Source organism: Idiomarina sp. UBA3162 (assembly GCF_002364475.1).
Lineage (GTDB): Bacteria > Pseudomonadota > Gammaproteobacteria > Enterobacterales > Alteromonadaceae > Idiomarina.
Window position 1 is genome coordinate 1 of the sequence record NZ_DEYI01000003.1, and the last position, 26,000, is coordinate 26,000.

General features: G+C 46.0%; 19 protein-coding genes. 15 read left to right on the forward strand and 4 right to left on the reverse strand.

Annotation, left to right across the window (positions count from 1 at the left end; all coding sequences use genetic code 11):
* On the forward strand, positions 1 to 396 hold a 396-nt coding region (locus B2X00_RS00035), incomplete at its 5' end, for a hypothetical protein (protein ID WP_290485596.1).
* Positions 397 to 524: 128 nt separating this feature from the next.
* Here B2X00_RS00035 and B2X00_RS00040 read toward each other — a convergent pair.
* Positions 525 to 1,253, reverse strand: a complete 729-nt coding sequence (locus B2X00_RS00040) for a sulfotransferase family 2 domain-containing protein (protein WP_290485597.1) — start codon at positions 1,251 to 1,253, stop codon at positions 525 to 527.
* A 158-nt stretch (positions 1,254 to 1,411) separates the two neighbouring features.
* Here B2X00_RS00040 and rfbD point away from each other — a divergent pair, with 158 nt between their 5' ends.
* The 12 genes from rfbD (at position 1,412) to B2X00_RS00100 (ending at position 18,555) form a co-directional block, all read left to right on the forward strand.
* The gene (gene rfbD / locus B2X00_RS00045; RefSeq protein WP_290485598.1) at positions 1,412 to 2,290 is read left to right on the forward strand and encodes a dTDP-4-dehydrorhamnose reductase; all 879 of its coding nucleotides are present in this window, start codon (positions 1,412 to 1,414) and stop codon (positions 2,288 to 2,290) included.
* Positions 2,280 to 3,149, forward strand: a complete 870-nt coding sequence (rfbA, locus tag B2X00_RS00050) for a glucose-1-phosphate thymidylyltransferase RfbA (protein WP_290485599.1) — start codon at positions 2,280 to 2,282, stop codon at positions 3,147 to 3,149. Before rfbD ends, rfbA begins: the two co-directional genes overlap by 11 nt.
* A 16-nt stretch (positions 3,150 to 3,165) precedes the next feature.
* Entirely contained in the window at positions 3,166 to 3,708 is a 543-nt protein-coding gene (gene rfbC, locus B2X00_RS00055; protein ID WP_290485600.1) for a dTDP-4-dehydrorhamnose 3,5-epimerase, read from the forward strand.
* Positions 3,709 to 3,715: 7 nt separating this feature from the next.
* Entirely contained in the window at positions 3,716 to 6,103 is a 2,388-nt protein-coding gene (locus tag B2X00_RS00060; protein WP_290485601.1) for a glycosyltransferase, read from the forward strand.
* Between the two features lie 120 nt (positions 6,104 to 6,223).
* Positions 6,224 to 8,443 (forward strand): glycosyltransferase, encoded by a 2,220-nt coding sequence (locus B2X00_RS00065; RefSeq protein ID WP_290485602.1) that lies wholly within the window; start codon positions 6,224 to 6,226, stop codon positions 8,441 to 8,443.
* Between the two features lie 5 nt (positions 8,444 to 8,448).
* The gene (locus tag B2X00_RS00070) at positions 8,449 to 9,321 is read left to right on the forward strand and encodes a hypothetical protein (RefSeq protein ID WP_290485603.1); all 873 of its coding nucleotides are present in this window, start codon (positions 8,449 to 8,451) and stop codon (positions 9,319 to 9,321) included.
* Positions 9,318 to 10,145, forward strand: a complete 828-nt coding sequence (locus B2X00_RS00075) for a glycosyltransferase (protein ID WP_290485604.1) — start codon at positions 9,318 to 9,320, stop codon at positions 10,143 to 10,145. The genes B2X00_RS00070 and B2X00_RS00075 overlap by 4 nt, the downstream gene beginning before the upstream one ends.
* The gene (locus tag B2X00_RS00080; protein ID WP_290485605.1) at positions 10,142 to 13,000 is read left to right on the forward strand and encodes a glycosyltransferase; all 2,859 of its coding nucleotides are present in this window, start codon (positions 10,142 to 10,144) and stop codon (positions 12,998 to 13,000) included. Before B2X00_RS00075 ends, B2X00_RS00080 begins: the two co-directional genes overlap by 4 nt.
* Complete coding sequence (locus tag B2X00_RS00085; protein WP_290485606.1) at positions 12,993 to 14,351, forward strand: hypothetical protein; 1,359 nt, start codon at positions 12,993 to 12,995, stop codon at positions 14,349 to 14,351. The genes B2X00_RS00080 and B2X00_RS00085 overlap by 8 nt, the downstream gene beginning before the upstream one ends.
* Before the next feature lie 122 nt (positions 14,352 to 14,473).
* Positions 14,474 to 15,382 carry a sulfate adenylyltransferase subunit CysD gene (gene cysD / locus B2X00_RS00090; RefSeq protein ID WP_071463227.1) on the forward strand — a complete coding sequence of 303 codons (909 nt, stop codon included), beginning with the start codon at positions 14,474 to 14,476 and terminating at the stop codon, positions 15,380 to 15,382.
* On the forward strand, positions 15,382 to 16,800 hold the full coding sequence (cysN, locus tag B2X00_RS00095) for a sulfate adenylyltransferase subunit CysN (protein WP_290485607.1): 1,419 nt from the start codon (positions 15,382 to 15,384) through the stop codon (positions 16,798 to 16,800). Before cysD ends, cysN begins: the two co-directional genes overlap by 1 nt.
* 21 nt (positions 16,801 to 16,821) lie before the next feature.
* Positions 16,822 to 18,555 carry an SLC13 family permease gene (locus B2X00_RS00100; RefSeq protein ID WP_290485608.1) on the forward strand — a complete coding sequence of 578 codons (1,734 nt, stop codon included), beginning with the start codon at positions 16,822 to 16,824 and terminating at the stop codon, positions 18,553 to 18,555.
* On the opposite strand, the gene B2X00_RS00105 is transcribed toward B2X00_RS00100, so the two are convergent.
* Genes B2X00_RS00105 through B2X00_RS00115 form a run of 3 tightly spaced genes read right to left on the reverse strand, consistent with a single transcriptional unit; the run spans position 18,552 to position 22,547 of the window.
* Positions 18,552 to 20,570: a glycosyltransferase family 2 protein gene (locus B2X00_RS00105; RefSeq protein ID WP_290485609.1), complete on the reverse strand. Its 2,019-nt coding sequence runs from the start codon at positions 20,568 to 20,570 to the stop codon at positions 18,552 to 18,554. The two genes, B2X00_RS00100 and B2X00_RS00105, sit on opposite strands and share 4 nt — an antisense overlap.
* Entirely contained in the window at positions 20,537 to 21,484 is a 948-nt protein-coding gene (locus tag B2X00_RS00110) for a glycosyltransferase family 29 protein (RefSeq protein ID WP_290485610.1), read from the reverse strand. The genes B2X00_RS00105 and B2X00_RS00110 overlap by 34 nt, the downstream gene beginning before the upstream one ends.
* Complete coding sequence (locus tag B2X00_RS00115) at positions 21,474 to 22,547, reverse strand: hypothetical protein (RefSeq protein WP_290485611.1); 1,074 nt, start codon at positions 22,545 to 22,547, stop codon at positions 21,474 to 21,476. Before B2X00_RS00115 ends, B2X00_RS00110 begins: the two co-directional genes overlap by 11 nt.
* 112 nt (positions 22,548 to 22,659) lie before the next feature.
* On the opposite strand from B2X00_RS00115, the gene B2X00_RS00120 reads away from it, so the two are divergent.
* Both B2X00_RS00120 and B2X00_RS00125 read left to right on the forward strand, forming a co-directional pair.
* Positions 22,660 to 24,609, forward strand: coding sequence for a capsular polysaccharide biosynthesis protein (locus B2X00_RS00120; protein ID WP_290485612.1), 1,950 nt, complete (start codon positions 22,660 to 22,662; stop codon positions 24,607 to 24,609).
* A gap of 319 nt (positions 24,610 to 24,928) precedes the next feature.
* Complete coding sequence (locus tag B2X00_RS00125; RefSeq protein ID WP_290485613.1) at positions 24,929 to 25,990, forward strand: undecaprenyl-phosphate alpha-N-acetylglucosaminyl 1-phosphate transferase; 1,062 nt, start codon at positions 24,929 to 24,931, stop codon at positions 25,988 to 25,990.
* The last annotated feature ends 10 nt before the right edge of the window (positions 25,991 to 26,000 follow it).

Sequence of the window (26,000 nt, forward strand, 5' to 3'; positions counted from 1 at the left end):
CGTGTTGGTGAAAGTATCGGCATGGGTCGATTGCTTTCTCGAGAAGTGCTGGAATTACTTGATTATAATGTTTGGACAGGCGAGCCGATAAATAAAGGGCTCGATCTGAGGATGAGAAAAAACTTAGAAGCACTTGGCTTTTTGCATGTAGAGTATGAAGAAATGAATGTTGGAAGCTTTAAACTTGCGATCCCTAACGCAATTGTAACGCTTAAGTCCGGAGATGAGCATATGCTGTTAGACGTGAAGTATCAGAATAACGTTACAGACTTTGAAAAGTACCGTATCAATTCTTCCAAGATTTACGATTTTGAGGTGATTCAAAGAAAGCATTTTGGTGCCGAGTTAGTTGGTCAGTTAAGGTCACTACGAGAAGCGGATAATCTTTCGGATTAAGTTTTATAAATTAAAGAGTAGACGGACGAACCATTTAGTCAAATGGGGGCGCTCTTGTTTATACAATCTGGGTTATTTAAAAACCTCGCTCATCTAAAAGGCTGTAAATTACTCTTTTAAAGAGCTGATTATTTAATCAGCCTCTCGTGGATACGATACTCTTCACTAAAGTATGCGCGCTCTTTATCGCTCAGCTCTGGTGCAGGCTGTTTATTTTGGCTTGAGTTAAGCTGCTGTCTAGGTAACGGTCTTTGCATAAGTTCGGCAAGCCGGTCTAAATCCTCGTCGTAGTGTTCCGTTGAGCCGACAAAGAAGAAGAATTTTTTGTTAAATGATTTGTAGTCGCGTGTGTAGATATTAAGAAACTTTGCACTTTTTTTGTGTTTTATCATTGCTCTAAACAACTCTTCACGGTCAGTGATACCCTGATCCAAGAAGTTAGTTTTTATGAACTGATAGACGTTGTCATTATTTTGCACGTCGAGGGTATGGTTCAACAGCGACCAAGCTCGCTTAATGGGATCGCGCACCCATGTAATGCGTTTTCCGTTTGGAAACAGCTGTCGATGAAGGGCATGCGGTCTGAAATGTCCATGAATTACTTTCGTGCTGGCTGGCAACCAGATGGGTTCACCACGGCTTAGCTCATTAGCCCCCGAGAATTCATAAACTGCGAAAAATTCGCGCTCTTCAAACGCGTTTTGCAATGCTGAACGGAATGATGTACCCGCTGTTTTTGGAATGTGGTAAGACACCCACTCCACTTTTTCTGCGTTAGTTAACATCCGTCGACGTACGCGTTTGGCAAATGCTCGCTCGATTCTCTCTCTCAAGCCGAGCTTGTTAACGTTATCCATGCTTTTACTACTGCGTTTTACTCATTGAGGTGAGAAAGATACCGCAAATGAACGCTCGATGAAATTACTATCCTGTTCTGATATTAAAATAGTCTGAAATGACAACAAATTGAACCCGATGTTATCATACCGTTATATTGTTCGTTTAGGGGTTGGCAATGAAGATTTTTGTTACGGGTGCAAACGGCCAAGTCGGTTTTGAACTGGTTCGTAGTTTATCAGTTTTCGGACATGTATTGGCACCCTCACGGGACGAACTCGATCTCAGTAATGAACAAGCGGTTGCGGACTATCTTGCTCAGCATGAGCCAGAGCTTATCGCCAATGCCGCTGCGTATACAGCGGTTGATAAGGCTGAACAGGAACCGGAACTAGCTGATCGATTGAATCATTTGTTACCAAAACAGCTCGCAGAGTATGCTTTACACAATCGGGCATCTCTCGTTCACTTCTCGTCTGACTATGTTTACCCTGGGACTGGTGATACGGCTTACACCGAAGATAGCAAAGTGGGGGCGTTGTCGGAATACGGACGTAGTAAGTGGGCGGGTGACCGTGCTGTGATGGGGAGTAGTTGTAACCATATTATTTTACGTACGAGCTGGGTATATAGCGCGCGCGGCAATAACTTTATGAAGACCATGCTACGGTTAGCCGCTGAACGCGATCAGCTAAATATTGTGAATGACCAAGTCGGTTCTCCCACGCCCGCGCGCTTGTTGGCGCAAGTTACTAGCTTATCGGTACACCCTTTACTAGAACATAAGCTCACGGGGGTGTACCATGTTGCGCCGCGTGGGGAAACAAGTTGGTGCGGCTTCGCAAACGCCATTTTCGATGAGGCATGTGCCCATGGAAAAGCTCTGGCGGTAAAACAAGTACACGGGATTCCAACGTCAGAATACCTAACACCTGCAAAGCGCCCATTGAATTCTCGATTGAATATCAACAAAATTGAACAGGTATTGAATATTACGTTGCCAGATTGGCAAACATGCCTGCATTTAACACTATCGGAGTATTTGGATGCCTTATAAAGGAATTGTTTTAGCTGGTGGCTCGGGAACTCGACTGCATCCGATAACCCGGGGCGTGTCTAAACAGTTGCTACCCGTTTACGATAAGCCGATGATTTACTATCCAATATCCGTACTGATGTTGGCAGGCATTCGCGATATTTTGATCATCTCCACGCCGGAGGATATGGAACAATACCAACGCTTGTTAGGCGATGGTAGTGCATTTGGTGTCTCATTTTCTTATAAAGTACAGGCATCGCCCGATGGGCTCGCACAGGCGTTTACCATAGGTGCTGACTTTATAGGCAACGATCCCGTCTGCTTAGTGTTAGGTGATAACATTTTCCATGGGCAGTTTTTCTCTGATCAGCTAAAACGTGCTATTAGAAGAGATAGAGGGGCAACGGTTTTTGGCTATATGGTTAAAGATCCTCAGCGGTTTGGCGTCGTTGAGTTTGATAATGAGGGCAAGGCGCTCTCGATTGAAGAAAAACCGGTTGAGCCAAAGTCAGACTACGCGGTAACTGGACTCTACTTTTACGATAACGACGTAGTGAATATTGCGCAAAATGTAGAACCTTCGGCACGTGGTGAGTTAGAAATTACGTGCGTAAACAATGCCTATTTAGAGCGGGGTGATCTGCACGTTGAGCGCCTCGGGCGTGGGTTTGCATGGCTCGATACCGGCACACACGACTCGCTGCTCGAAGCAAGCTCTTATGTCCAAACGGTAGAGCATCGGCAGGGCCTTAAGATTGCTTGTTTAGAAGAAATAGCATGGAAGAATGGCTGGATAAATGACCAAGAATTAAGAGTTCATGCTCACTCGTTAGACAAGACACAGTACGGTCAATATTTACATGAGCTTTTAAGCTAATATCGATAGGAATAATATGAAGTATCAGCCTCTTGCAATTGCAGACGTGATATTGATGACTCCCAAAGTATTTGGCGACGAACGTGGTTTTTTTATGGAAACTTTTCGTCAAAATGAGTTCGAAAGGCACTGCGGCAAGTATTCCTTTGTACAAGATAACCATAGCAAGTCACGGCGTGGTATTTTGCGGGGGCTGCATTACCAACTCAAACAGCCGCAAGGAAAGCTCGTGCGAGTTACTCAAGGTCGAGTCTTTGATGTCGCAGTCGACCTTCGTCAAGATTCTCCTACGTTTGGTGATTGGGTGAGCGTAGAGCTGAGTGACGAAAACCGTCAAATGCTTTGGGTACCACCCGGTTTTGCGCATGGGTTTTATGTATTAAGCGAAACAGCGGAATTCTCGTACAAGTGCACCGATTATTATGCGCCTGATGACGAATATAGTTTGAGGTTTGATGACCCTTCTCTCGCTATTAACTGGCCGCTTAATGGCGAGCCGCAACTCTCTGAAAAGGACCGCCAAGGACTGGCGCTAACAGACTGCCCTACCTATGATTAATGTTGTTATGTTCTGGAAACAGAACGATTCAGAGCTTTATGGTCGCCGCAGTGATATGGTGGCTAAGTACTTAGCCAGCAGAAGCGATGTAGGTAAAGTACTGGTGCTTGATGCGCCGATTGACTCAGATGCGCTCGAGCAACGAAATTCGGGCGAGCGATTTGATCAAAATCAGTTTGTTTATGATGGCACCAAGGCGATCGCTGATAAAGCCCGAGACCATGAAAATATTTACCGCCGCGTATTTGTTTACGACAAAAGCAAACAAGGTGTTGCAGACTACTTTTCTTTTTTGGATGAATGTTTCACGGCTCTTGAAATCGACCCTGCACAAAGTGTTTTTTGGATGTACCCCAAGTTATTATGGGGCGAGCAGCTCATTGAGCACTTTAGACCCGCCAAAAAAGTCATGGATGTTGTCGATGATCACCGAGCTTGGCCAAATGTGGGTGAGAAAAAGCGAAATCAATTGAATCAGCATTATGGGGCAATGCTCAGCAACGCCGATAAAGTGCTGACCAACTGCTTACCCGTAAAGCTATCAATGTATGAGTTTAATCAAAACATCGCTTTAGTGCCAAACGGGTGCGAAACTGACGCGTCTATTGCCATACCCGAGTCTAACGAACACTATCAACGTATTGCCTCGCATAAAGGTCCTGTGTTGGGATTTGTTGGCAATCTAGAGGCAAAAATTGATGACGTATTACTACGTCGATTATCCACCGACATGCCAGATGCGCTAATTGTATTAATTGGTTCAACGCATGCTAACCCCAGCATACGCGCATTAGAAGCGCTTCCTAATGTAGTTATGACAGGTGTTGTGCCATACCAATATGTAGGTGCCTTTGTCAGGCTGTTTACTTTGGGAATGGTGCCTCATAAGCGGATGGATCTGACCGAAAATATGAACCCATTAAAGGTTTATGTTTATTTAACCCATCATGTCCCTGTGGTTGCGACAGACGTACCTAATATCGCTATGTGTGATTATGTTTGGCGCTCTGAATCGCACGAGGCTTTTATTGAAAACGTAAAAAAGCTAATTACCGATCGCAGTCATTTAGACCCTGAAGTTTTTGACCGCTTCACTCACAGTAACAGTTGGAGAATGCGGCTAGCAGTCGTCGTTGACGATATCATGAACACTAAAAACGAGCAGTCAGTAAAGCGCATAGCTAACTCCCAATGTAACGAATCAATTTGTGTTATTGATAAGTTCACTTCAAACGATAGCCTCAGAGTTTTAGAAAAAAAAGTCGCGGCTATAGTATTCACTGATGTGCAGGAGCACGCGTTTGATTCTGCGCGACTATTTTCTCGCCGAGCCAATCATGAGTTAGACGTGCTTATTGCCTGCTGTGAGAAGAACGAACGCGACGAGCTACTTATACGCATTTTAGATCATACATGTTATCGCTTCATCATGGTGGCAGATAGAAGTGCATTTCCTTGTCGTGACTGGCTTCAGTTTGGCCATGAAGCGCTATTAAGTAACGGCGAGGTGATAGTTAGAGCAGCCTCAGTTGCTTGTGACTCTGTAGAATCCAACTATGTTTTCTCCTACCGAACAGTGTTGCGTAATATGCTGTCGGGACGCATGATTAAAGAAGTCACAGATGACCGTTTTCTCGTTGCTGACTTGGGTGCAATTGGCGATAAAAGATGCTGGGGAGATGAAGCAGAAGTTTCAATTGTTGATGTTAATGAGCTTAACTCTGCTGAATTGAGATTCAAGCGTGATATCTGTGTGGTGATGCCTTGCATTAATAAAGAAGCTGGCATTAAGCGAATTCAGTTACTAAAGCGTACAGCCGGTATTGAAGCGGACTTTGTTGTTGCTCTTGATACAGAGTATCAAGGCTTCATAAAAACGCTCAATCAAACAGCGCGGGTATCCAGCGCTAAGTACGTTGTTTACTTGGCCGAAGATGCTGTGCCCGGATGCAATTGGCTGAAGCTTGCGCATGATAGATTAGAGCAAGAAAATAAGTCGGTATTGGCGTTTAACTGTGGCAAGTGGCACGGTCGGATAGCAGCCTTTGGCATGGTGCGTAAAGAGTGGGTTTATCAATACTACGGAGACTGCATTTTATACCAGGGTTATAGATCGCATCGAGCTGATAACGAATTAACCGTTATTGCTCGAGCTTGTAATCAGTTCATTTACGCGCCTGACGCCATTTTATTCGAAAACGATAAGAGTAAAGACTTTAAGAAGAAAGAGTCTGATGCTGGCAACTTCACAGAAGAAGACAAAAATCTTTTTAAGCAAAGGTTTAAGAGTGGTTTTGGTGGTCAGCTAGATTACTCGTTATATGAAGATCTACACGACGAGTACTTAAAGCGGAAAAGATTTGTAAAGTCGAAAATTCCGTTTGTGATCGAATGATATAATTAATGACAGTCGATTGGTTCTAGCCGTTGATAAGATTGATATTTGGCGCTTTAACCAGTAGCCTAATGACAGTTTTTTGATGGCATGAGTAAATAAGGTGCAGGTAGTGACGTTATGCTAACGAGTGACGAGCTGATTCAAGAGAATGCAGCATTGCGTGAAGAAAATGCGGCTCTTAAGGAAAAACTTAAGCAGCAGGCAGAGGATAACGCTAAGCTTACAGCACTATTGCTTAAACTTCCTGAACACCCTGCGACAAAGCGTCTAACAGGTGGTGATAATCAGCGTCGAATAAAGCCATCAACCCAACGTCTTTTGAGTAAAGTGAAAAGGGCTTTGAGAAAAACTGATTCAGATACTAATCTATCGACGTCAGATGTTGAGCTGCTGCGTAACTCTGAATGGTTTGATGGCAAGTGGTATCTGCAAGAATATCCTGATGCCGCCTTATTAGACATGCACCCGGCCGAGCACTACTACAAATTTGGTGCGAAGTTGGGAAGAAATCCCAGTGTAAATTTTGATACCGAATTTTACCTTGAGCGCTACCCAGACGTCGCCGAGAGTGGAATGAACCCGCTGGTACATTATATTCTGCATGGTGCGAGAGAAGGTCGTCACTGCAGTGAGAATAAGCTGGATGTCCTAGAAGATAAAATGTGGTCTGGACACGCGATTACAGCCTGTCGTGTTCTCACTGAAATTCTCGACAATGAGCGTGCACTTTTGCGCGAGCGCTACCTGGCTGCGTGGTCATTGGCTCGGTATCGTTCATTTAGTGGCGAGCATCAAGAGGCATTAGCACTTAGTTTTAAAATGGCTGAGTTGTTACCAGAACAGCGTTTAAATAAAACACGTGTGTTACTTCAAGCGAATAGCCAGTTAAAGCTAGAGCAACCAAATGAAGCCGCGGCGATACTCAACGAGTACTTAGCCGAAGATCCAGATGACCCTGACACACGTCTGATGCTTGCCAATACGTTTAGCGACGATGAACAGCGATTAGCTTGCATAAATGAGATGTATCAACGCCATGGTTATTTGCCGGTCACACGAATTGATGAGCATAAACCGCTTGGCTTTGATAACTTAACCTCAAAGCATGATGTATCGGATGGTGCTGTTGAGCCTGATGAGCAGCGCGAGAAAGTATCTATCATCATGCCAATTTTTAAAGCTGAAGAGCGGATAGAAATAGCGATCAACTCACTACTAAACCAGACTTGGCGTAACATTGAAGTGATCGCGGTGGATGATTGCTCGCCGGATGATACGGTCGCGGTGTTAAATGCTATTGCTGCTCGTGATAGTCGTGTAAAGGTGATACAACAGCCGCATAACCAAGGTGCTTATCCTGCCCGTAACCGAGGTTTAGAAGAGGCGACCGGAGATCTCATCACCACACATGATGCTGATGATTGGTCTCATCCACAGAAGCTTGAGCAGCAGATTGAGTTATTGCGTGCTCAGCCTGAAGCGCAGGGGGTGATACTCAGTTGGGTTCGCGCTTCGGATGACTTGCACTTTACCATTAACTGGCGACCTTCAGATAGTATTATCCATTATAGCCACTCGTCCTTTATGTTAACTCGTGAGGCTGTGAACACGATCGGTAACTGGGATGAAGTGCGTATCAGTGCGGACACTGAATATATTTGGCGTGCGCAGCATTACTTTGGTAAAGAAGCGATATTACATGGAGTTGCCGAAGTACCTATGGCGTTTGCCTTAGATGATGAAAGCTCGTTAACTCGTACTAAAGCGACGCATGTAAGTACGGTCTACTTTGGACTACGCCAAGTCTATCGCGAGATATGCCGCTGGTATCATAAGCGGGGTCTTGACCCTACAGCAAAGACCTCTATCCCTAAGGCAATGTTGAGAAAACAGGGCGATTATCAAGTCTTTGATACGGTCGTTGTTGCCGACTTTTTGAGTAAACAGAATAGTCGCGACGTACTTTCCAATGCTCGAAAGCTTGCTGAGCAAGGCGAAAAAATTGCCCTCTTACACTGGCCCAGCTTTAATAGTAAACAGAACCGCTTTTTTGATGAGTACTTTGAGCTGCTGCATGAAGGTTTAGCAGAGCCTGTTGTTTTTGGAGATAAAGTAAACGCGGCACGCTTAATCGTAAGTGATGTCGAGTTGCTAGTTTATCCAGTTGTCGCAACACCAGAGTTTTATGGAATAGAATCAGCGTTGCTTTATGATCGAAGAGCGGCACCCGTGACTGACCCTCATTCGAGTGTTATCCAACAAGCCAAAGAAGCATTGGCTGATACATTCAAAATGTCATCCGGTCACATTGATGTCAAAAATATAAGTGAAGAGTAGTTACAGTGAAATATAGTCTTAGCACGGATTATGAGTTTAGTGGTTTATCGTCTCTAACTTGTGTTATTGCAACCAAGCGAAGTGGTCATCACGCATTTATTGAGTGGCTGTGTTCTCACCTACACGACTACTTTTATTTAAATAATGTTAATGTGAATCCCGACGTTGAGCGTGATAAATATCAGAAAAAGCATATCGAGACTGATATTAATATTGAGTTCTTACATTCAGAAGCTGACGAGTTTGGGGATGTACAGTACAGTGAAAAGGATGTAGAACATTTCCTGATGAGCTTTGAAAACAAAGCGGTACCCAGTGTGAGTCGTTCGGGACGACTTGAGTCTTTAAAGAATCTTTCGCTGCGTGAGCATCTGTCAAATACTGCCATCCTATTTTTACGAGATCCGATTAACTGTCTCGCCTCTATCGCTCGCTACAATGAAGTTAACCCCAATTTTAGAGTTTCTGTCGAGCAGCAAGCCGGTCATTGGGTAGCACTAGCAAAGGATTTTTTTGATTCTGAACGCGCGAAGAGTTTACTCGGGCTTAACGTAAAAACTGTTCGCTACAATGACTTTATCCGCGACAGAGTTAAGATAACCGACTTGTTGGGTAACCACTTAAAACACAGCGAAAAACGTATGTCGAACTTGTCTCGCTTTGGTGGTGGCGGTGACTCTAAATTTAAGAATGCTAAAAGTGATATGTCAGTTGACGCGCTTGAATCACGCTGGAAAATGCTTGAGTCACCAGCTGTAATAACGGATATTTTTAAAAGCAATGCGGACCTGCGAGAACTCTCCCGTCAGTTTTATCGAGACTCACAGATGTCAGATGCTATGAAGCTCGGCGTAGAGAATTTCTTAGGGGCGTTATGAAAAAAAAGATATTTTATTTGATTCGCTACTCAGTGTTGCAAGACTCCAAGCAATGGAAGATCGCTCGGGATAACGATTACGAGCAATATAAGAGGGCGCTGTTTGGTGATGAGCGCTTGGCGCTTAAATATAAGCTTTTTAGTCAATTGACTTTACCAAGCGTTGTCGCACAACAACGACCGGATGAAGCGGATAACTACGAGGTGATTTTGCTCACCTCAAAAGACTTACCAACTGATCGTTTAAACCAACTTGAACAACTTGCTAAAAAGCACCCCTGTTTGACTATTTTAGCGGTCGATCCTAACCGCAGTTTTGTTAGCGTAGCGAGTAACTATCTCAAACAACAATTTGATAGGGCATCAGAAGACTGTGTTTACTCGACAGTTCGGTTAGATGACGACGACATTTTACATCGACGTTTTGAGCGTCGCTTGCGCTTTTATACAGCGAAAATAAATCTAAATTATATGGTTACTTTTTCTCAGGGGTATGAGGCGTTTCTAGATAAGCAGCGTCAGTATGAACTCAGTCAGGCTATTGAGCTTTACTATCCAAAAATTGCGTTAGGTTTAGCGCAGGTGGGATTTTACTCGGCCGAGAAAAATAGTGTCATAGGTAAGAATATTCATGTTTACCAAACAGGAAAGCATACGACGGTTAACCAGCGCTATAATTTAATTGAAGATACAACGCCGCATATGTTTGTCAGGGTCAGTTATGATTTACAAGATACTCAAGCTGAAGGATTTCTAAAACGTGTTAAATCGGCCGAATGCACAGATATTAAAGTATTAATCGAACAATTCCCGGAACTCGTGTGAAGCAACTACTAGGAAAACTCTTCAACGCGCAGCATTACAGCCGTGCGTACGCGGATATTAAAGCTGCTTGCTTTGATTCGGCCGAAAGAGCTTTTCAACACTATATACAACACGGTCGTTTCGAAGGGCGTTGGCCCGCGGCGTTCAGGTCTGTCGGACTCTCTCACCAGCTTTGGAGCAATGAAGCTGCTCGTTTTGAGTTAACTCAACTTATAAAAAACTCAGATAACAATGATGAGCTGATCGTACAGGCAGATGCGCAGCTAGCGCGCTGGTTTTTAGCTCAGTACTACGGCTCCGTAAACTCTTGGCATGAAGTGGTGAGACTTATAGGTGGGCTTACTCAGACGGACGGATTAAGGCTATTGCGCGCTCTGGTGCCACATCCTGGACCGTTCTTGTGTCTTTTTCATGCGTTCGTTCACACCAAACAAAAAGATGCTGCAAGCGCGTTGCTTGAGAACCCCAGCTGGCCACTTGAAAAACTGCTTTATAAGCATGACCATACGTTGGCGCGTTCGATGCTCGCGAGCTCTAAGCAAGAAAAAATTGCTGTAATTAATCAAGTTTATCAATCGTCGGGTATAGCTCCACTTGAAGCCGATGGTAAAATGTTGAATTTTGACCAACTGCACGCATCGAGTCATGTGATGCGTCGGAAATTATGGCAACGCAAGCCCAAGGTCAGTGTGATTATTCCGTGTTACAACTGCGCAGATACGCTTGATACTGCGGTACGGAGCCTTTGCCGACAAACGTGGCATCGTCTACAAATCATCTTGGTTGATGATGCCAGTACCGATGCAACGTTTGAGGTGATGACTCACTTCGCCCAACGAGATAAACGTATCACTTTGTTGCGGTTAAGCGAAAACGAGGGGGCTTATGGCGCTCGCAATGCTGGCTTGGGCATTGCGAAAGGACAGTTTATAACCACTCACGATTCGGATGATTGGTCTCACCCTGAAAAAATTGCTAGCCAAGTCGAAGATTTACTAAAACACCCAAGTGCCATGGCTAACCGCAGTGCTTGGGTCAGAGCGGACAACAAACTCAATTTTAGTCGCTGGCGTCCCGAATCGAGTTGGATTTACCCGAATGTCTCGTCCTTAATGTTTAGAAGAACCGTGTTTAAACGCTTAGGTTATTGGGATGCGGTCAAAGCGGATGGTGATACCGAATTTTATAATCGAGTTATAGCAGAGTTTGGCGATACGGCAATCCGCGAAGTAATGCCAACAACACCGCTTGCCCTCGGACGAGTGGACATTAACTCGTTAACACAGGCAAAGCCGACTCACGTGAGCAGTATGTTGTCAGGGGTTCGTCATAATTATCAAGTCACTGCCGCGCATTGGCATCAAAGTACTCGGTCTCGCTACTTAGCAAGATATCCCCAACAGCGAGCGTTTTTAGCGCCATTAGCACTTTGCCGCGGTACTCAGGCATCCCAACGCGATAATGCAATAAAACACATACAGCAATCACCCTTATTTGATACGGACTATTATCGCAGTCGCTATCCAGATATTGCCGCAGCTGGAATTGAGCCGGCCGAGCACTACTACAAGTTTGGAGCTAACGAAGGACGTGACCCCTCTGCACAGTTTAGTAGTTCAGGTTACGCATTTCTGCACACGTTGGAGGCTCATAAGAATCCGCTAATACATTATTTAATGCGGTTAGAGTCAGCAAATAAGCCACAACAAGCGCCTGAGCTCTCACTGGGGCAAACATCAACAAGTGCGAGCAAGCCCATTTTGATGGTTATCGCTCATAGCACTGCGGGGCAGGCGTTTGGTGCTGAGAAAAGCCTACTGGATGTTTTGTGTATGCTACGTGAACATTATCAGTTATGGGTGGTTCTGCCGGGGGCTTTAAACAGTGAGTACGTTAAACAGATTCAGCAGCTGAGCGATAAGGTGAGCTTTTTAGCGCTACGTTGGTGGCAATCAACACGCACAACAGATACTTATTTAGTTGAAAAGCTCGCGTCATGGATGGATGATGTCGCTCAGGTGTATATTAATACCTTAACCTTACACGAGCCCTTATTGGCCGCACGACAGGCTAAGCGCCGTTGTACCGTCCATGTTCGTGAGTTACCTGCTCATGATCGCGCATTGTGTGAAACGTTGGCTGCGTCGCCTGAATCAATTTGCGAACATTTGTTGCAGAACAGCACTGATGTGATCGCTAACTCGCAGGTGGTTAAAGAGGCACTACAGGCGCCTGAACGGACCTATATTGTTCCTAATGTAATACGCACGGCCGAATACGCAGCGGCGCATACCGATCTGCCTGACGTCGCCGCTGGACGGCCTTTAAAAGTAGCCATGCTGAGTAGCAACCTAGCTAAAAAAGGCGTAAAGGATTTCTATCAACTGGCGACGGCGTTAAAGGACGATATACGATTTGAGTGGCATCTATATGGTCCCGAAACTGACGATTTAGTCCATGCGCGGCAAAGCTATCCGCATGCACATGTTAACAATCACGGGTATGTAGCGGATCCTGTGGATGCGCTTAAACAGTGCGATGTGGTACTTAATTTATCTCATTTTCAGGAGTCTTTTGGCCGCTCGGTATTAGAAGCTTTTGCTGCAGGTAAAGTGGTGATAGCCTACGAGTGGGGGGCCTTGACAGAATTAGTGAGCGATGGTGCTGGCGTTCGAGTGCCTCTAGGCGATCTTGGTGCGTTAACGTCTGCGCTTATTGAGCTTTATAATCGACCCGAGCAGATGGAGTCACTCCGAAATTGCGCGCTTAAGCGTGCGAGGCAGTTTGAGCCCGATTTAGTAAAGTCTAAATTACTGGTAGCCCTAGCCACTTCGCGCGAATTAGAAAATGAATAATAAGGATACGATGGACGTTGTTTTACATATTGGCGCGCCCAAAACAGGCTCGTCTGCGATACAGTACTTTTTACATCAGAACCGCGCCCGGCTATTGAAGCATGGCTATTACTACCCAGAGCATAACTTCGATGAAAACAAAGTATCGGGGGGACATGCTCACTTTGGTACCGCAATTGCTGCCAATGATCTTGATCGTGCAAAGGAATTGTTTGAGCAATGGTTAAACGAGGCACGGCAACTCAATGCTAAACTATTGATTTCTTCAGAGGCGTTGTATCGACATCCAGAGCGAGTGAAGCGACTTGTCGAGGGGCATTCGGTAAGCGTGTTAGCGTATTTTCGTCATCCCCTTGAATCACTTGTCTCTAATCATAATCAGTCAATTAAACGACACTATTCGACACAAACCTTAGATGCCTTTCTGAATAAACAAGTTGGAGTCATTAACCGTGGTGTAAGTGGTCAAGTATTTTTTGATTGGATTGAGTACTTTGGCAGAGATGCAGTATCGGTGAGGCCCTATTTAACGAGCTGCTTTGTAAAGCAGCAGATTGAGCGAGACTTTTTACAACGACTGAGTATTGAGGGTTGGTCCGCGTACCGGTTTAAACGAAGCCGTGCACGTATTAACACAAGCTATACGTATGGTGCGCTCGAAATAAAACGTTTGCTCAATGCGTTGCTTGATCAACAAGAGCCGGAAGAAAGTAGGCGAATTGATCGCACGTTACAAGCTCATGTTGATCAAGCCAATAAACATCCGAGTGCAGTTCATCAGGTTGTGAGTAGTACAGTTTATGAAGCCATTACTAGTAAGTACCAAAGTGCTCTAGAGCGAGCGCAGGCGCAGTTATTAGAATGCTGTACAGAGGAGTTTTTTAAGCCCGTGTCGGTTGTCGCGGTCGATAACGCACGTATAAATCGGCGGTTAGTGGATGTTGTCGATGCGTATCACTTTTTACTTAAACAACAGCCAGAACTCATGGGTCTTTTACAGAAACGCCTACTCATACGTTTGCATGAGCATTGCGAGAATGGCACTAGTGAGGCGTTGCCATATGCTTTGCTTAAGCTCGCTGAAGTCATGGGTGTGCCAGTGGCAGAACCGATACTGCAGACTCCTTTACCTGCGACAACTAGAGATGTTTTTTTGTCGGACAAGTCAAACCGTGTAGACTATTTGATAGAAGTCGCTAAGTTGCTTGAGTTGCAGAGGCAAACTGAGTTTGCGCTAGATGTGCTCGGGCAGGCCAAACAAATCGCCTTGAACAAAAATATGACAGGGCGACGACTGACAATAATCGAACGTCATATCAGTAAATTCAAAGAACGGTTACAGGTAAAATGAGTTTCTCCTCATAACGATATTTTATGAGATATTGCGTCGTGTTAGATTCAAGTTCTTTGCCAAGGAATCGGCGAGGAACATATGAGTATATATATATTAAGAACTAGGGTAAAAAAAGACCAATGGACGAAAAACGTTTAACCCATCTCAAGGCACTTGAGAACGAGTCGATTCAAATCTTCCGCGAGGTTGCGGCGGAATTTGATAATCCCGTGATGCTGTATTCAGTTGGAAAGGATTCTTCAGTGCTTTTGCACTTAGCGCGTAAGGCGTTCTATCCCGGCAAGATTCCGTTTCCGCTGATGCACGTAAACACCACGTGGAAATTTAAAGAGATGATTGAGTTCCGCGATCGCATGGCAAAAGAATACGACTTCGAGTTGATTGAATACATCAACCAGGAAGGCGTGGATGCCGGCGTCGGTCCGTTCTCGCATGGTAGCGCTAAACACACCGACATCATGAAAACACAAGCGCTTAAACAAGCGTTGAATAAATACAAATTTGATGCGGCCTTTGGTGGCGCACGGCGTGATGAAGAAAAGTCGCGTGCAAAAGAGCGTGTGTATTCTTTCCGTGATAAAAATCACCGTTGGGACCCGAAAAACCAACGTCCTGAGTTGTGGAATATCTACAACGGTAAAGTTGATAAAGGCGAGAGCATTCGTGTGTTCCCATTATCAAACTGGACCGAGCTCGATATTTGGCAGTACATCTACCTCGAAAATATTCAGATCCCATCACTCTACTTGGCGAAAGAGCGCCCTGTGGTTGAGCGCGATGGCACTTTGATTATGGTTGACGACGAGCGTATGCCGCTTGAGCCTGGTGAAGAGCCAGAAATGAAGATGGTGCGGTTCCGTACTTTGGGTTGTTATCCGTTGACAGGGGCTGTGGAGTCGAGTGCTGCGACTTTGCCTGAAATTATTCAGGAAATGTTGCTCACCAAGACCTCTGAGCGTCAGGGCCGAGTTATCGATCACGATAGCGCGGGTTCAATGGAGAAGAAGAAAATGGAAGGGTACTTCTAATGAGTCACGCATCACCGCTTATCGAACAAGACATCTTGGCTTATTTGCAGCAGCATGAGAACAAAGAGCTGTTGCGCTTTATCACCTGTGGCAGTGTCGATGATGGTAAAAGTACACTCATCGGCCGTTTGCTACATGACAGTAAAATGATTTTTGAAGACCAATTGGCGGCGATTACTGAAGACAGTAAGAAGTCGGGCACGCAGGGCGATGAAGTCGACCTCGCGTTGTTGGTTGACGGTTTGCAGTCGGAGCGTGAGCAGGGCATTACTATTGATGTGGCTTACCGTTACTTCTCGACCGATAAACGTAAATTTATTATTGCTGATACTCCAGGGCATGAGCAGTACACACGTAACATGGCGACTGGTGCATCGACCTGTGATCTTGCGGTTATTTTGATTGATGCCAGCCAAGGCGTACAAACGCAAACCCGTCGTCACAGCTACATTTGCTCGTTGCTGGGTATTAAGCACGTCATCGTCGCCATTAATAAGATGGATTTGGTGGACTACTCGCAAGAGGTCTATAAGCAAATCCAAGACGATTATCTAAAGCTTGCCGGCTCGCTTGAGATTCCGGATATTCGTTTTGTGCCTATCTCTGCGCTTAAAGGCGACAACGTCGTGAACAAGAGTGAGGCAATGGACTGGTTCCGTGGGTCAACCCTGATGGAGTATCTTGAGACTGCTGAAATTGAGCGTGCACAAGATACCGATCAATTCCGTATGCCGGTGCAGTTGGTCTGTCGTCCAAACTCGGATTTCCGTGGCTTTCAGGGCACTATCACATCGGGTAGCGTAAAAGTCGGCGATACGGTCCGTGCGTTGCCTTCGGGTAAAATCAGCACGATTAAATCGATTGTCACTTTTGATGGTGAGCTGGAAGAAGCCTTTGCGCCAATGGCGGTCACGCTAACGTTAAATGACGAAATTGATGTTAGTCGCGGTGATATGATCGTGCGCAAGGACAACTTGCCGCATGTGTCTAACCGTATGCGCGCTAAAGTTGTGTGGATGCATGAAAAAGCCATGGAACCTTACCGCGAGTACTACATTAAGTTCAACTCTAAGCTGACACGCGGCGAAGTGACCGCGATTCATCATCAAATTGATGTGAATACCTTAAAAGAAAAAGAAGCGGGCAAGCTTGAGTTAAACGAAATTGGCTTAGTCGATGTGCACGTGCATGAACCTGTGGTCTTTGATGCGTATCAAAGCCATAAGGAAACCGGCGCGTTTATTATTATCGACCGCATGACCAACGTGACCGTGGCTGCGGGTATGGTCGATGAAGCCCTTTCATCCGATGAGGGTGAGCGCGAGCCTAACGACTTTAGTGAGTTTGAGCTTGAACTGAACGCTTTAATCCGTAAGCACTTCCCACATTGGGGTGCGAAGGATTTGCGTAACCTATAATACTAGACGAGACGCGCTACTATGGGTGATACCCTGGGATTGATCGCACTGCTCGCTGTGATGGTGGGTCTATTGGTTCGCTACCAAACGCATTCTGTAAAGATTTTTGGTAGCGCCATGTTAGTCACTGTTTTAGTGGGTTGGGTGAACGCCGATGAGCTATTGAGTAACGCGGCGAACCCAGGGCTTATCACCCTGATTATGTTGGTGCTTATTTCGTTTGCGTTAGAAAAAACCTCCTTATTGCGGCGTGTAAGCCGCTTTTTATTTACCGACTCTGAACCTGCCAGCGTGATGCGCACCATTGGTGTTAGCGCGCTGGCGTCGTCGGTACTCAACAATACGGCTGTTGTTGCCGCCTTGCTTAATTCGGTACGCAATAATAAACGCGTGGCTGCATCGAGGCTGCTGATCCCACTCTCTTATGCCTCAATCATGGGCGGTACTTTAACGCTGATTGGTACCTCTACCAACCTTATTGTCAACTCAATGTTCACCGATACGGGACACCCAGGTTTTGGTTTTTTTGATTTCACCCTGGTAGGGCTTGCGGTGGTCGCCGGCGGCAGTATTACACTGTTTATCGTCAGTCGCTGGTTACCTAATGACGGTTGTCAGCACGACGATATAAAAGAATACTACGTCGAAGCCGAGCTCGATGCGGATTCTCCGTTGGTAGGGAAACAAATCGATGAAGCCGGTTTACGGCACCTAGACGAACTGTTTTTAGCCGAAATTGTGCGTAAAGGTGGGCAAGAAAATCTGCGACCTGTAGCACGTTACGATGTGCTGCAAGCCGGAGATAAGCTCTTGTTCTCGGGCGATGTCACTAAAGTGAAAACTTTATCGCAATTTGATGGCTTGCGATTGTTTGCCGACGATCATGGGTTAGAAACTCAAGAGCTCACCGAAGTCATCGTAAAAGAAGAATCGGTGCTTATCGGCAAGACGTTGAAATCCTCGGGGTTTCGTGCACGCTTTGACGCCGCCGTAGTGGCGATTCGTCGCGAGGGTGAGGCGATTTCGGGCAAACTGGGTGAAGTGCACCTACAAGCGGGTGACTTCCTATTACTGGCAACAGGCCCTGACTTTTCTGCCCGTACTAACATCACTAAGAACTTTTATGTATTGAGTGGCGTTGAGCCCGACTCGATGCTCAGTGGCTGGCGCGAAAAACTGACGCTATGGGGATTCTTAGCCGCTATCGCAGGTTCGGTTATTACCGGCACATCCTTGTTTTACAGCATGCTGTTTTTATTATCCGCCTTGCTGATGACAGGCTGTTTGAATAGTAACGAAATTAAGCGTCGTTTCCCTGTCGAAATTTGGGTGATCGTTTCGAGTGCGTTGTGTTTGGCAGAGGCAATGGATGCGACGGGCAGTGCGCAGTTGTTATCAGATTGGGCACGAGCCACATTAACCAACAGCTCGCCCTATATCCTGTTAGTGGGCGTGTTCTTGTTGACCTATGTATTGACTGAGATTGTAACCAATAACGCCGCCGCAGCGCTTATGTTTCCCATTGCCTATAGTCTAGCGACAGGTTTGGGCATTGATCCGATGCCTATCGTGCTAGGTGTTGCTTTTGCGGCTTCTGCTAGCTTCATAACGCCCTATGGCTACCAAACTAACCTGATGGTGTTTAACGCCAGCAACTATCGACTGAAACACTTCGTTTTGTGTGGTGTGCCTGTTGCGATTGTGTATGTGGCACTAAGCCTCGTTTTTATACCTTTGGTTTTTCCTTTCTATTAGACGTCAAAGGATAACCTGATATTAAAGTCTTCGTTTTCGCGGGTTAGGTTCACACTGTAGCAAGGGTCATTTTCAATTTCTTTTGGCCACTTTTGAAGCATATATTCTATTTCACCGGCCTCGCGTGCTTGCTTTTCGGGTGTGTCATCTTTACCACGCGACTTAGACTCGTAATGGTACAATTCGGCGTAAGGCGTCCAAATGTTGTGATACCCGAGCGCTTGGACTTTTAAACAGAAATCGACGTCATTAAATGCGACCGTTAAATCATCTTCGTTTAGGCCATTAACGCGTTGATATATCGACTTATTGACCAGTAAGCAAGCAGCGGTCACCGCACTGTATTTTTGTACCGATACTAAACGGTTCATATAGCCTGGTGCGTGACGTAAGAAGAACTTATGCGAATGGCCTGCAAGCCCCCAAAGACCCATTACTACACCTGCATGTTGAATGGTATTGTCATGGTAATAGAGCTTGGCACCCACGCAACCGACATCATCACGCAGGGCGTATTGTGCCATCTCAGTTAACCAGCCCGTGTTGATGACCTCGGTATCGTTATTGAGCAAACAGACCCAGTCACCCGTTGCGTGCTCTACGGCAAAGTTATTGATAGCTGAGTAATTAAATGGTGCGTTATAGGCTAAAACTTTTACCCGCTCGTCGTGAGCTATTTCATCAAACCAGGCTAAGGTTTTTGGATCGCTACTTTGGTTATCGACGATAATAATTTCGTAGTTCGCATAACTGGTTTTATGCAAGACGCTGTCAACACATGTCTTGGTCACTTCAAGCGCATCCCGAGTCGGGATAATTATGCTTATTTTGGGCTGCTCGCTTAGACTAATAGATGCTTTGGTCACGCCAACCGAGAAGCCCGACTCGACCGATACACTACCTAACTGATGCTGTTGGTACCACTGCTGTACGAGTGTTTGTCGCGCCTCCATCTGCTTGGCGTTTAACCATACACTTTGTGTTGCAGGCAGGTGTTGCAGTACCGCACCGATATGAACAATCGACTGCTGAGAAGATGGGATGTGTTCACCTACCAGCAAGTTTAATAACAGCAAATGCGGACGGTGCGTTAATTCCGCATTATGGCTCATTAATTGTTTAAGTACCGATCCTTTTACCGCAAAGGCTAAGCCAATGTAGTCGTAGCTCATAAAGTAATCTGCATCCCAGCTCGGCTTAAATTGCGGCTGTACGCGGTGCCCATCGGCTAAGTAATCGTGGTCCCAGTACACCACCTCGGCTTGAGGGTGCGCCGAAATCGCTTCGTTGATGGCTTTATCGAATTGGCGTGCATTAGTGACGTCATCCCCCAGTGGGGTGTACCAATGGTTTTCGTTAAACTCATTCAGCTTTGCGAACGCATTGACTTGAATTTTATTTGTAGTTGCTTGGCTCACACTGAGTTTCGGCTCGGCGTACAAACGCCAGTATTGGTAGGGTTCGCATGTTATTAGCTGGTGAGTCAATAACGGCTGATATTCTTGGACCAGTTTTTTTAATGCGTGCGTTGTGCCCTGACGCTTTTGACGCGCGCGGGTGATACGGTAAATTTGAGAATGTTTTTCACCCTTGTTCGACTTTCTTTTAGCTACCGACTGCAGCATGTAGAACCAAGCTTTTGTCGCTGTTATCGCTCGATGCTTTATCACGAAGTGTGCTTTTTCATGGTTGAGTTCGTGGCTGTCATCTTGCCACTCTAAAATTAAGTGGCTCAGCGGGTTGTGACGATAAAATACCAGCGCCAGTTTACGTGGCGACTCTTTAATGAGTGACACGCTGGCGATATTGTCATTTTGACGAAGATAAAAGTTTAGGGTGCCTTGAAGCTTTTTAAGCGCCGTCGGGTTTTTCGCAGCAAGAGTAACCCGTTGCCAGCCCAACTTTTGAGGTCCAACGGCGATCAGCTTAGCGACACCAGAGGTCAGCTTGAGTTTCCAGTGTTTGCTTTTTACTTCGAATTTTACAGTCGGTTTAATTTTGATTCTTTTTTCCACGTTTCTATGACTTCTTGTTCAGCGCGCCAGTTGTGCCGTGAAGTGGCCTTATGCACATCACTTTGAATATGGTAACGCGAGTGTTGAGTGGGATTATAGCCAAAACCCAAGGCGCTGGGGCGAATGTTTGCAATTCTTTGATCATTGATAAGCCAATCAAGGCACGCAAAGCCCGCACTCGGTGGTGCATCGAGCTTGGCGACACTGGCTTGCCATGAAGTGAGTGGAATACCTAGGATTGGACCGTTCGCGCAAGCCAAGTGTTGCCAATTTTGTTGCCACCAAACCATATTGGGGCCCGTGATGAGTATGTAGCGGGCGTGCTCGGGAATCGGATCGCGAAAACCGGGGGACATGACCCAAATATCAAGTTTTTTACCGATACTGCTAGATATATCTCGTCCGTCCGTCGGCAAAAATTGATTAAAACGAATGACCAGGTCGTGAGAGTCGATGAACGCGCCTTGGCTTGATTCCAGTAACTTGGGACTATTGCCAACCACCGCCACCGATTGTGCTTGAGATAGCTCGGACTGCAGCTTGGTTTGCCATTGTGATTGTTGAGATCGCAATGACAAAGCTAGGCGACGACTATGTTTAGGCACTCCGAGTGCCGATTGAGTGTTGTTATTGAGTTCATCAGCCAGATTCGTCAATTGGCGAACTTGGTGTCTAGAAAGCCCTTTTAACAACAGCTTAAAAAAGGAGCTCTGATGCAGCTCGAGTAGTGTTTTTTGTTCTTGCTTATCTAACGTCCGCCCTTGGTTACGTAGCATAATGGCATAGCGCAAAAAGGCTTGCGCCGATTGCTTTGTTTGCCAGTCCCGCCTAAATGCCTCTAAAACAGGCTGGGAGTAGTCTCCCTCACTGGCTGACTTTATCCACTCTTGTTGATTCATAAGTTCAGTTTGCATGGGCAATGGCGAGCAGGTCCTGCGCGTGTTGCTCGGCGCTGTATGTATCGTTGATCACAAAACGGTAATCGTATGCGTTCTTACTCTTTAAACATTGCTCTAACGCCCGCAACCACTCCTTATCGCTATTTGCCAATATGAGTCCTTCATGTTTTAGTCGCTGCATATCGGGGATTGGCGAAGCAATAATCGGTCGCTGATAGAATCCCGCTTCGATGGCTTTTAAAGCTGATTTACAGTCGTTAAATACCGAGTGCTCTAGCGGTGCAATATGTACATGACCATCATTCACTACGTCCGCATATTCAGTGAATGGCCGTTTCGGCTCAAACACGAGTTGCTTTGGTTCGCAATCTAATTGTTCGCGAATACGTTGCTCGTCGATCACCCCTGTTATCTTGAGTTTAGCATTTGGATGCTGACTCAAAAACTCACTGAGTGGCTTATAGACCTGTGCAAAGTCGCGGTCGTGACTGCGTGTGCCAGGCAGGTATTTAATGATAAACTCTTTTGGGCTCGGCGTATTCACCTGTGCATGGTTGCGATGCCAAGACAGATGAGGTGAGTTCGGTAGTAGGTGAACATTAGCACCTTCCACCCGTTGTTGCATGGCCTCGAGTAAAGGCTGGGTAGATACTGTAAAGGCATCGAAGCGACGTAAAATTTTTTCATGCGCAGCAAAATTTTTTTGCGTTTGTTTTAGGCTGACTAAACCATTAACGTAGCCGGGACTAAATTGTGCAAAATCGGGCGAAAACACTAAGTCATCAAAATCAGCGATAAGAACGCTACGTTGCTTTCTTAAACGACGCAGAATACGACTCATGTGCCAACGGGTACGCCAATCTCGCATATGGGGTCGATGAAACACGACCATATCGAACCGTTTATGGGTACTCATAAAATCGTGTACGTGAATTAAGGTCACGTCGTGACCTTGCGCCTCAAGCGCTAACGCCGGATTTTCGCATCGATAAATAAATGCAGGATCCTGCAGCATTTTGTCTTTGGCTTTGTTTCCGGCGACAAATGCAATGGTGTGGGCGCTTTTCGACGATGACAAAACAATATCCTCAAGCATGATTGAATCTGGTATTTTGATGATCTCGTTAACAAAAGGGAAGTAAAGTTTGGAATCTCCTCAATCTTCGGTTAAATATTACACAAGTTCCCGCGTGCTCAAAAATACGCCGCACTTAGCCGACATGCTTAACGCGCGTGTTGTGTACCAATCACCGAGACGACCTCACTTTACAAAAAAACACGCAGAAGGCGTATTAGCGTGGGGCTATAAAGCCTCTTCAGTTAAGGCGGAGCGGCTGGCACAGCAAATGAAGCTGCCTGTTGTGCGCCTAGAAGACGCGTTCTTACGTTCTGTTAAACTGGGCTTTGAGTCGTCCCCACTGGGTATCGTGCTCGATCGCGGAGGAATGTACTATGATCCTACGTCGCCATCGGACTTATTTAAGCTGATTCCTGAATCGTTAAATGATCAACAAACAGCGCGTGCTGAGGCGCTTATCATACAATGGCGCTACGCACGAGTATCTAAGTATAACCATTGTCGACCTTTAGAGATTGATTATTCAGCACCTTATGTGTTGGTGGTAGACCAAACCTTTGGTGATGCATCGATAACACGGGGCGCCGCTGACCCTGAGCGCTTTAAGGTGATGTTGCAAGATGCGAAAGCGCGCTATCCAAACCATAAGGTGGTTATCAAGACCCACCCGGATGTGATTTCGGGCGCGAAGCAAGGGCACTTTGATCCGGATAGCCTAAAAGATGATTCTCAAGTCGTACTCGAGGGACGATCGATTCATCCGCCGGATTTATTAGCGTCTGCCGAGGCAGTATTTTGTGTCACCTCCCAGATGGGCTTTGAAGGGTTGTTATGGGGTAAGCCTGTTTACACCTACGGTATGCCGTTTTATGCAGGCTGGGGACTCACTCACGATTATCTTAATTCGCCTGACTCACGTTGTGCTGTCTCACTGGTGCAACTGGTCCATGCGGCACTGATCCGCTATGCCCGTTATTGGCACCCTGAACGTCAACAGCTCTGTGAAATAGAGTCGCTGATTGATTGGATTGCTAAACAACGCGAGTATCGTTCAGCCTTTCCTCCACAGCTTACCGCGGAGCGTTTTCCTCGCTGGAAAAAGCCATTTATTGAACAGTATTTAGATGGCACCGAACTCGTTTTTTTGCCGCGCCATGTTGCGCCGCCGAAGGATACGCTTTATGTGGGGTGGGGTCGAAAAGACCATACCCCACGTATTTCCGTGGAAGATGGTTTTATTCGCTCGGTGGGATTGGGCGCTGATTTAACGGCACCTAAATCTTGGGTGATTGATGATTTAGGTATGTATTACGATGCTGCTCGGCCTTCTCGTTTAGAGCAGATTCTTGAACACGAGAAATTTAGCGAACACGAGCTAGCGCGGGCGCTGACAGTCCAGCAACGCTTGGTCAACGAGCAAGTCAGTAAGTACAACATCGGCAATGATACGTGGCAGCGACCTGACGGGGTCGAACACATCATTTTGGTGCCAGGGCAAGTTGAGTCGGACGCATCGATACAGTTCGGGTCACCGCATTTAAAAGCGAATATTGAGCTACTTGAGGCGGTGAGAGAACGCAATCCTGAAGCTTATTTGGTTTATAAGCCACATCCTGATGTCGTCGCCGGATTGCGTAAAGCTGACCAAGCACAACAGCGTCTTTATGCACTCTGCGATGCAGTAATATTGAACGATAACATGGCGACGCTGTTAGGTAAGATCGATGAAGTACATACAATGACCTCGTTAACCGGTTTTGAGGCGCTGCTACGGGGGATCCCCGTCACCTGTTATGGCCAGCCGTTTTACTCGGGCTGGGGACTCACCACCGACATCGACCCCAATGCACGACGCAACCGGAAGCGATCCTTAGCCGAACTCGTTGCTGCGACGTTAATTCGTTATCCGCGTTACTTGAGTCGTAAAAGTGGCGCATTGTGTGAAGTAGAGCAAGCGCTTGATGAGATTGCTGAGGAGCGTGCCTGGGCGAGCGAAGCGAGTGCACTTACGCTGTGGCGAACAAAACTAAAACGGGTACTTTTACGGTTTAAGCGTTTCTAAATAGCGAGTATAGTATAATGATCATAATTAAAGGTTATTGAATGATAGTTATAGCTATTGCATAGTGATATGCTACGCCAATATAGACAAGGCTTATAGCACAAAGCGGCTACTTAACTGTGGAGCTATTAAGCAATAACAAATTTTACAACTTGATTGCAGCGACTTTAATGGAATATCCGCTATAATTGAGTAATAATTCCATTGTGTAACGCTGTGTTTGAAACACGGCTAAGCAACTTAACAACAACGAAAACTAATAATCATACGGGTTGCGCCGATTAAGTTACACAACGAGCAGTTTTAGCAAGGATTTTGAATGATCATTGAGCATTGGCTCTCGTTGCCAGTTTGTTTTATTGTAACGGCACTCGCCATTAAGCATTTTAGACATCGCGCACGCATTTGGGGACTCGTTGACCACCCGAATGAGCGAAAACTTCATACCGATAAAACGCCCCTTGTCGGCGGTCTTGCGATCTTTTTGGGGCTGTTGTTCGCTTTTGGCGTTTGGGCTCCGGAGCATGCGACCTTCCGCTTCTTTATTTTGGCGGCGAGTTTGGTGGTCGCAGTGGGGATTGTCGACGATCGCTATGATATCAGCATACGCATGCGCCTGCTGGGACAGGTGCTTGCCGCCACACTGATTGTGATATCCGGTGATGCACGCATTGACTCGCTGGGTAATCTCTTAGGTAATGGCGAGATACTGTTAGGGCCATTGGCAGGCGGCTTTACGGTGTTTGCCGTGGTGGGGGTCATGAATGCGTTTAATATGGTGGACGGTATTGATGGCCTGCTCGGTTCGCTGGTGCTGGTTGCAGTAGCCGCGTTTGCGGCGTTGTGCTTATTCGTCGGTAATAGTACGTTATTTTTTGTCAGCGCGTTGATATTTGCCGCTTTAATTCCTTATCTGTATGCCAACATGAAGCCTGAAGGCCATACCTGCAAGGTCTTTATGGGTGATGCCGGCTCGATGTTGCTCGGTTTTACTGTTTCTTGGTTGTTTATTATGGGCTCACAGCCTTCAGGGCCCTTGCCGCAAGTGATGGAGCCGATTACTGCATTGTTTTTTGTCGCAGTGCCTTTTTGGGATTTACAAACGGTGGTTGCGCGACGCTTAAAACAAAAACGTAATCCGTTTAGAGCAGACCGTCAGCATATCCATCATCTGTATGAAAAGGCGGGTTACTCTAAACGAACTACACTCATATCATTACTTGTAATAGGTGTGTTGATTGCAGGTATCGGTATTTTCATGCAACTATTGGCTGTTTCAGAGCTCACCAGACTGATGGTGTTTGCCTTAATTGGGTGCGGCTTTGTCTACCTGACCAAGTTTTTAAAAGATCGAATGACTAAAGAAATAGAATCACAATAGGGACAGAGGG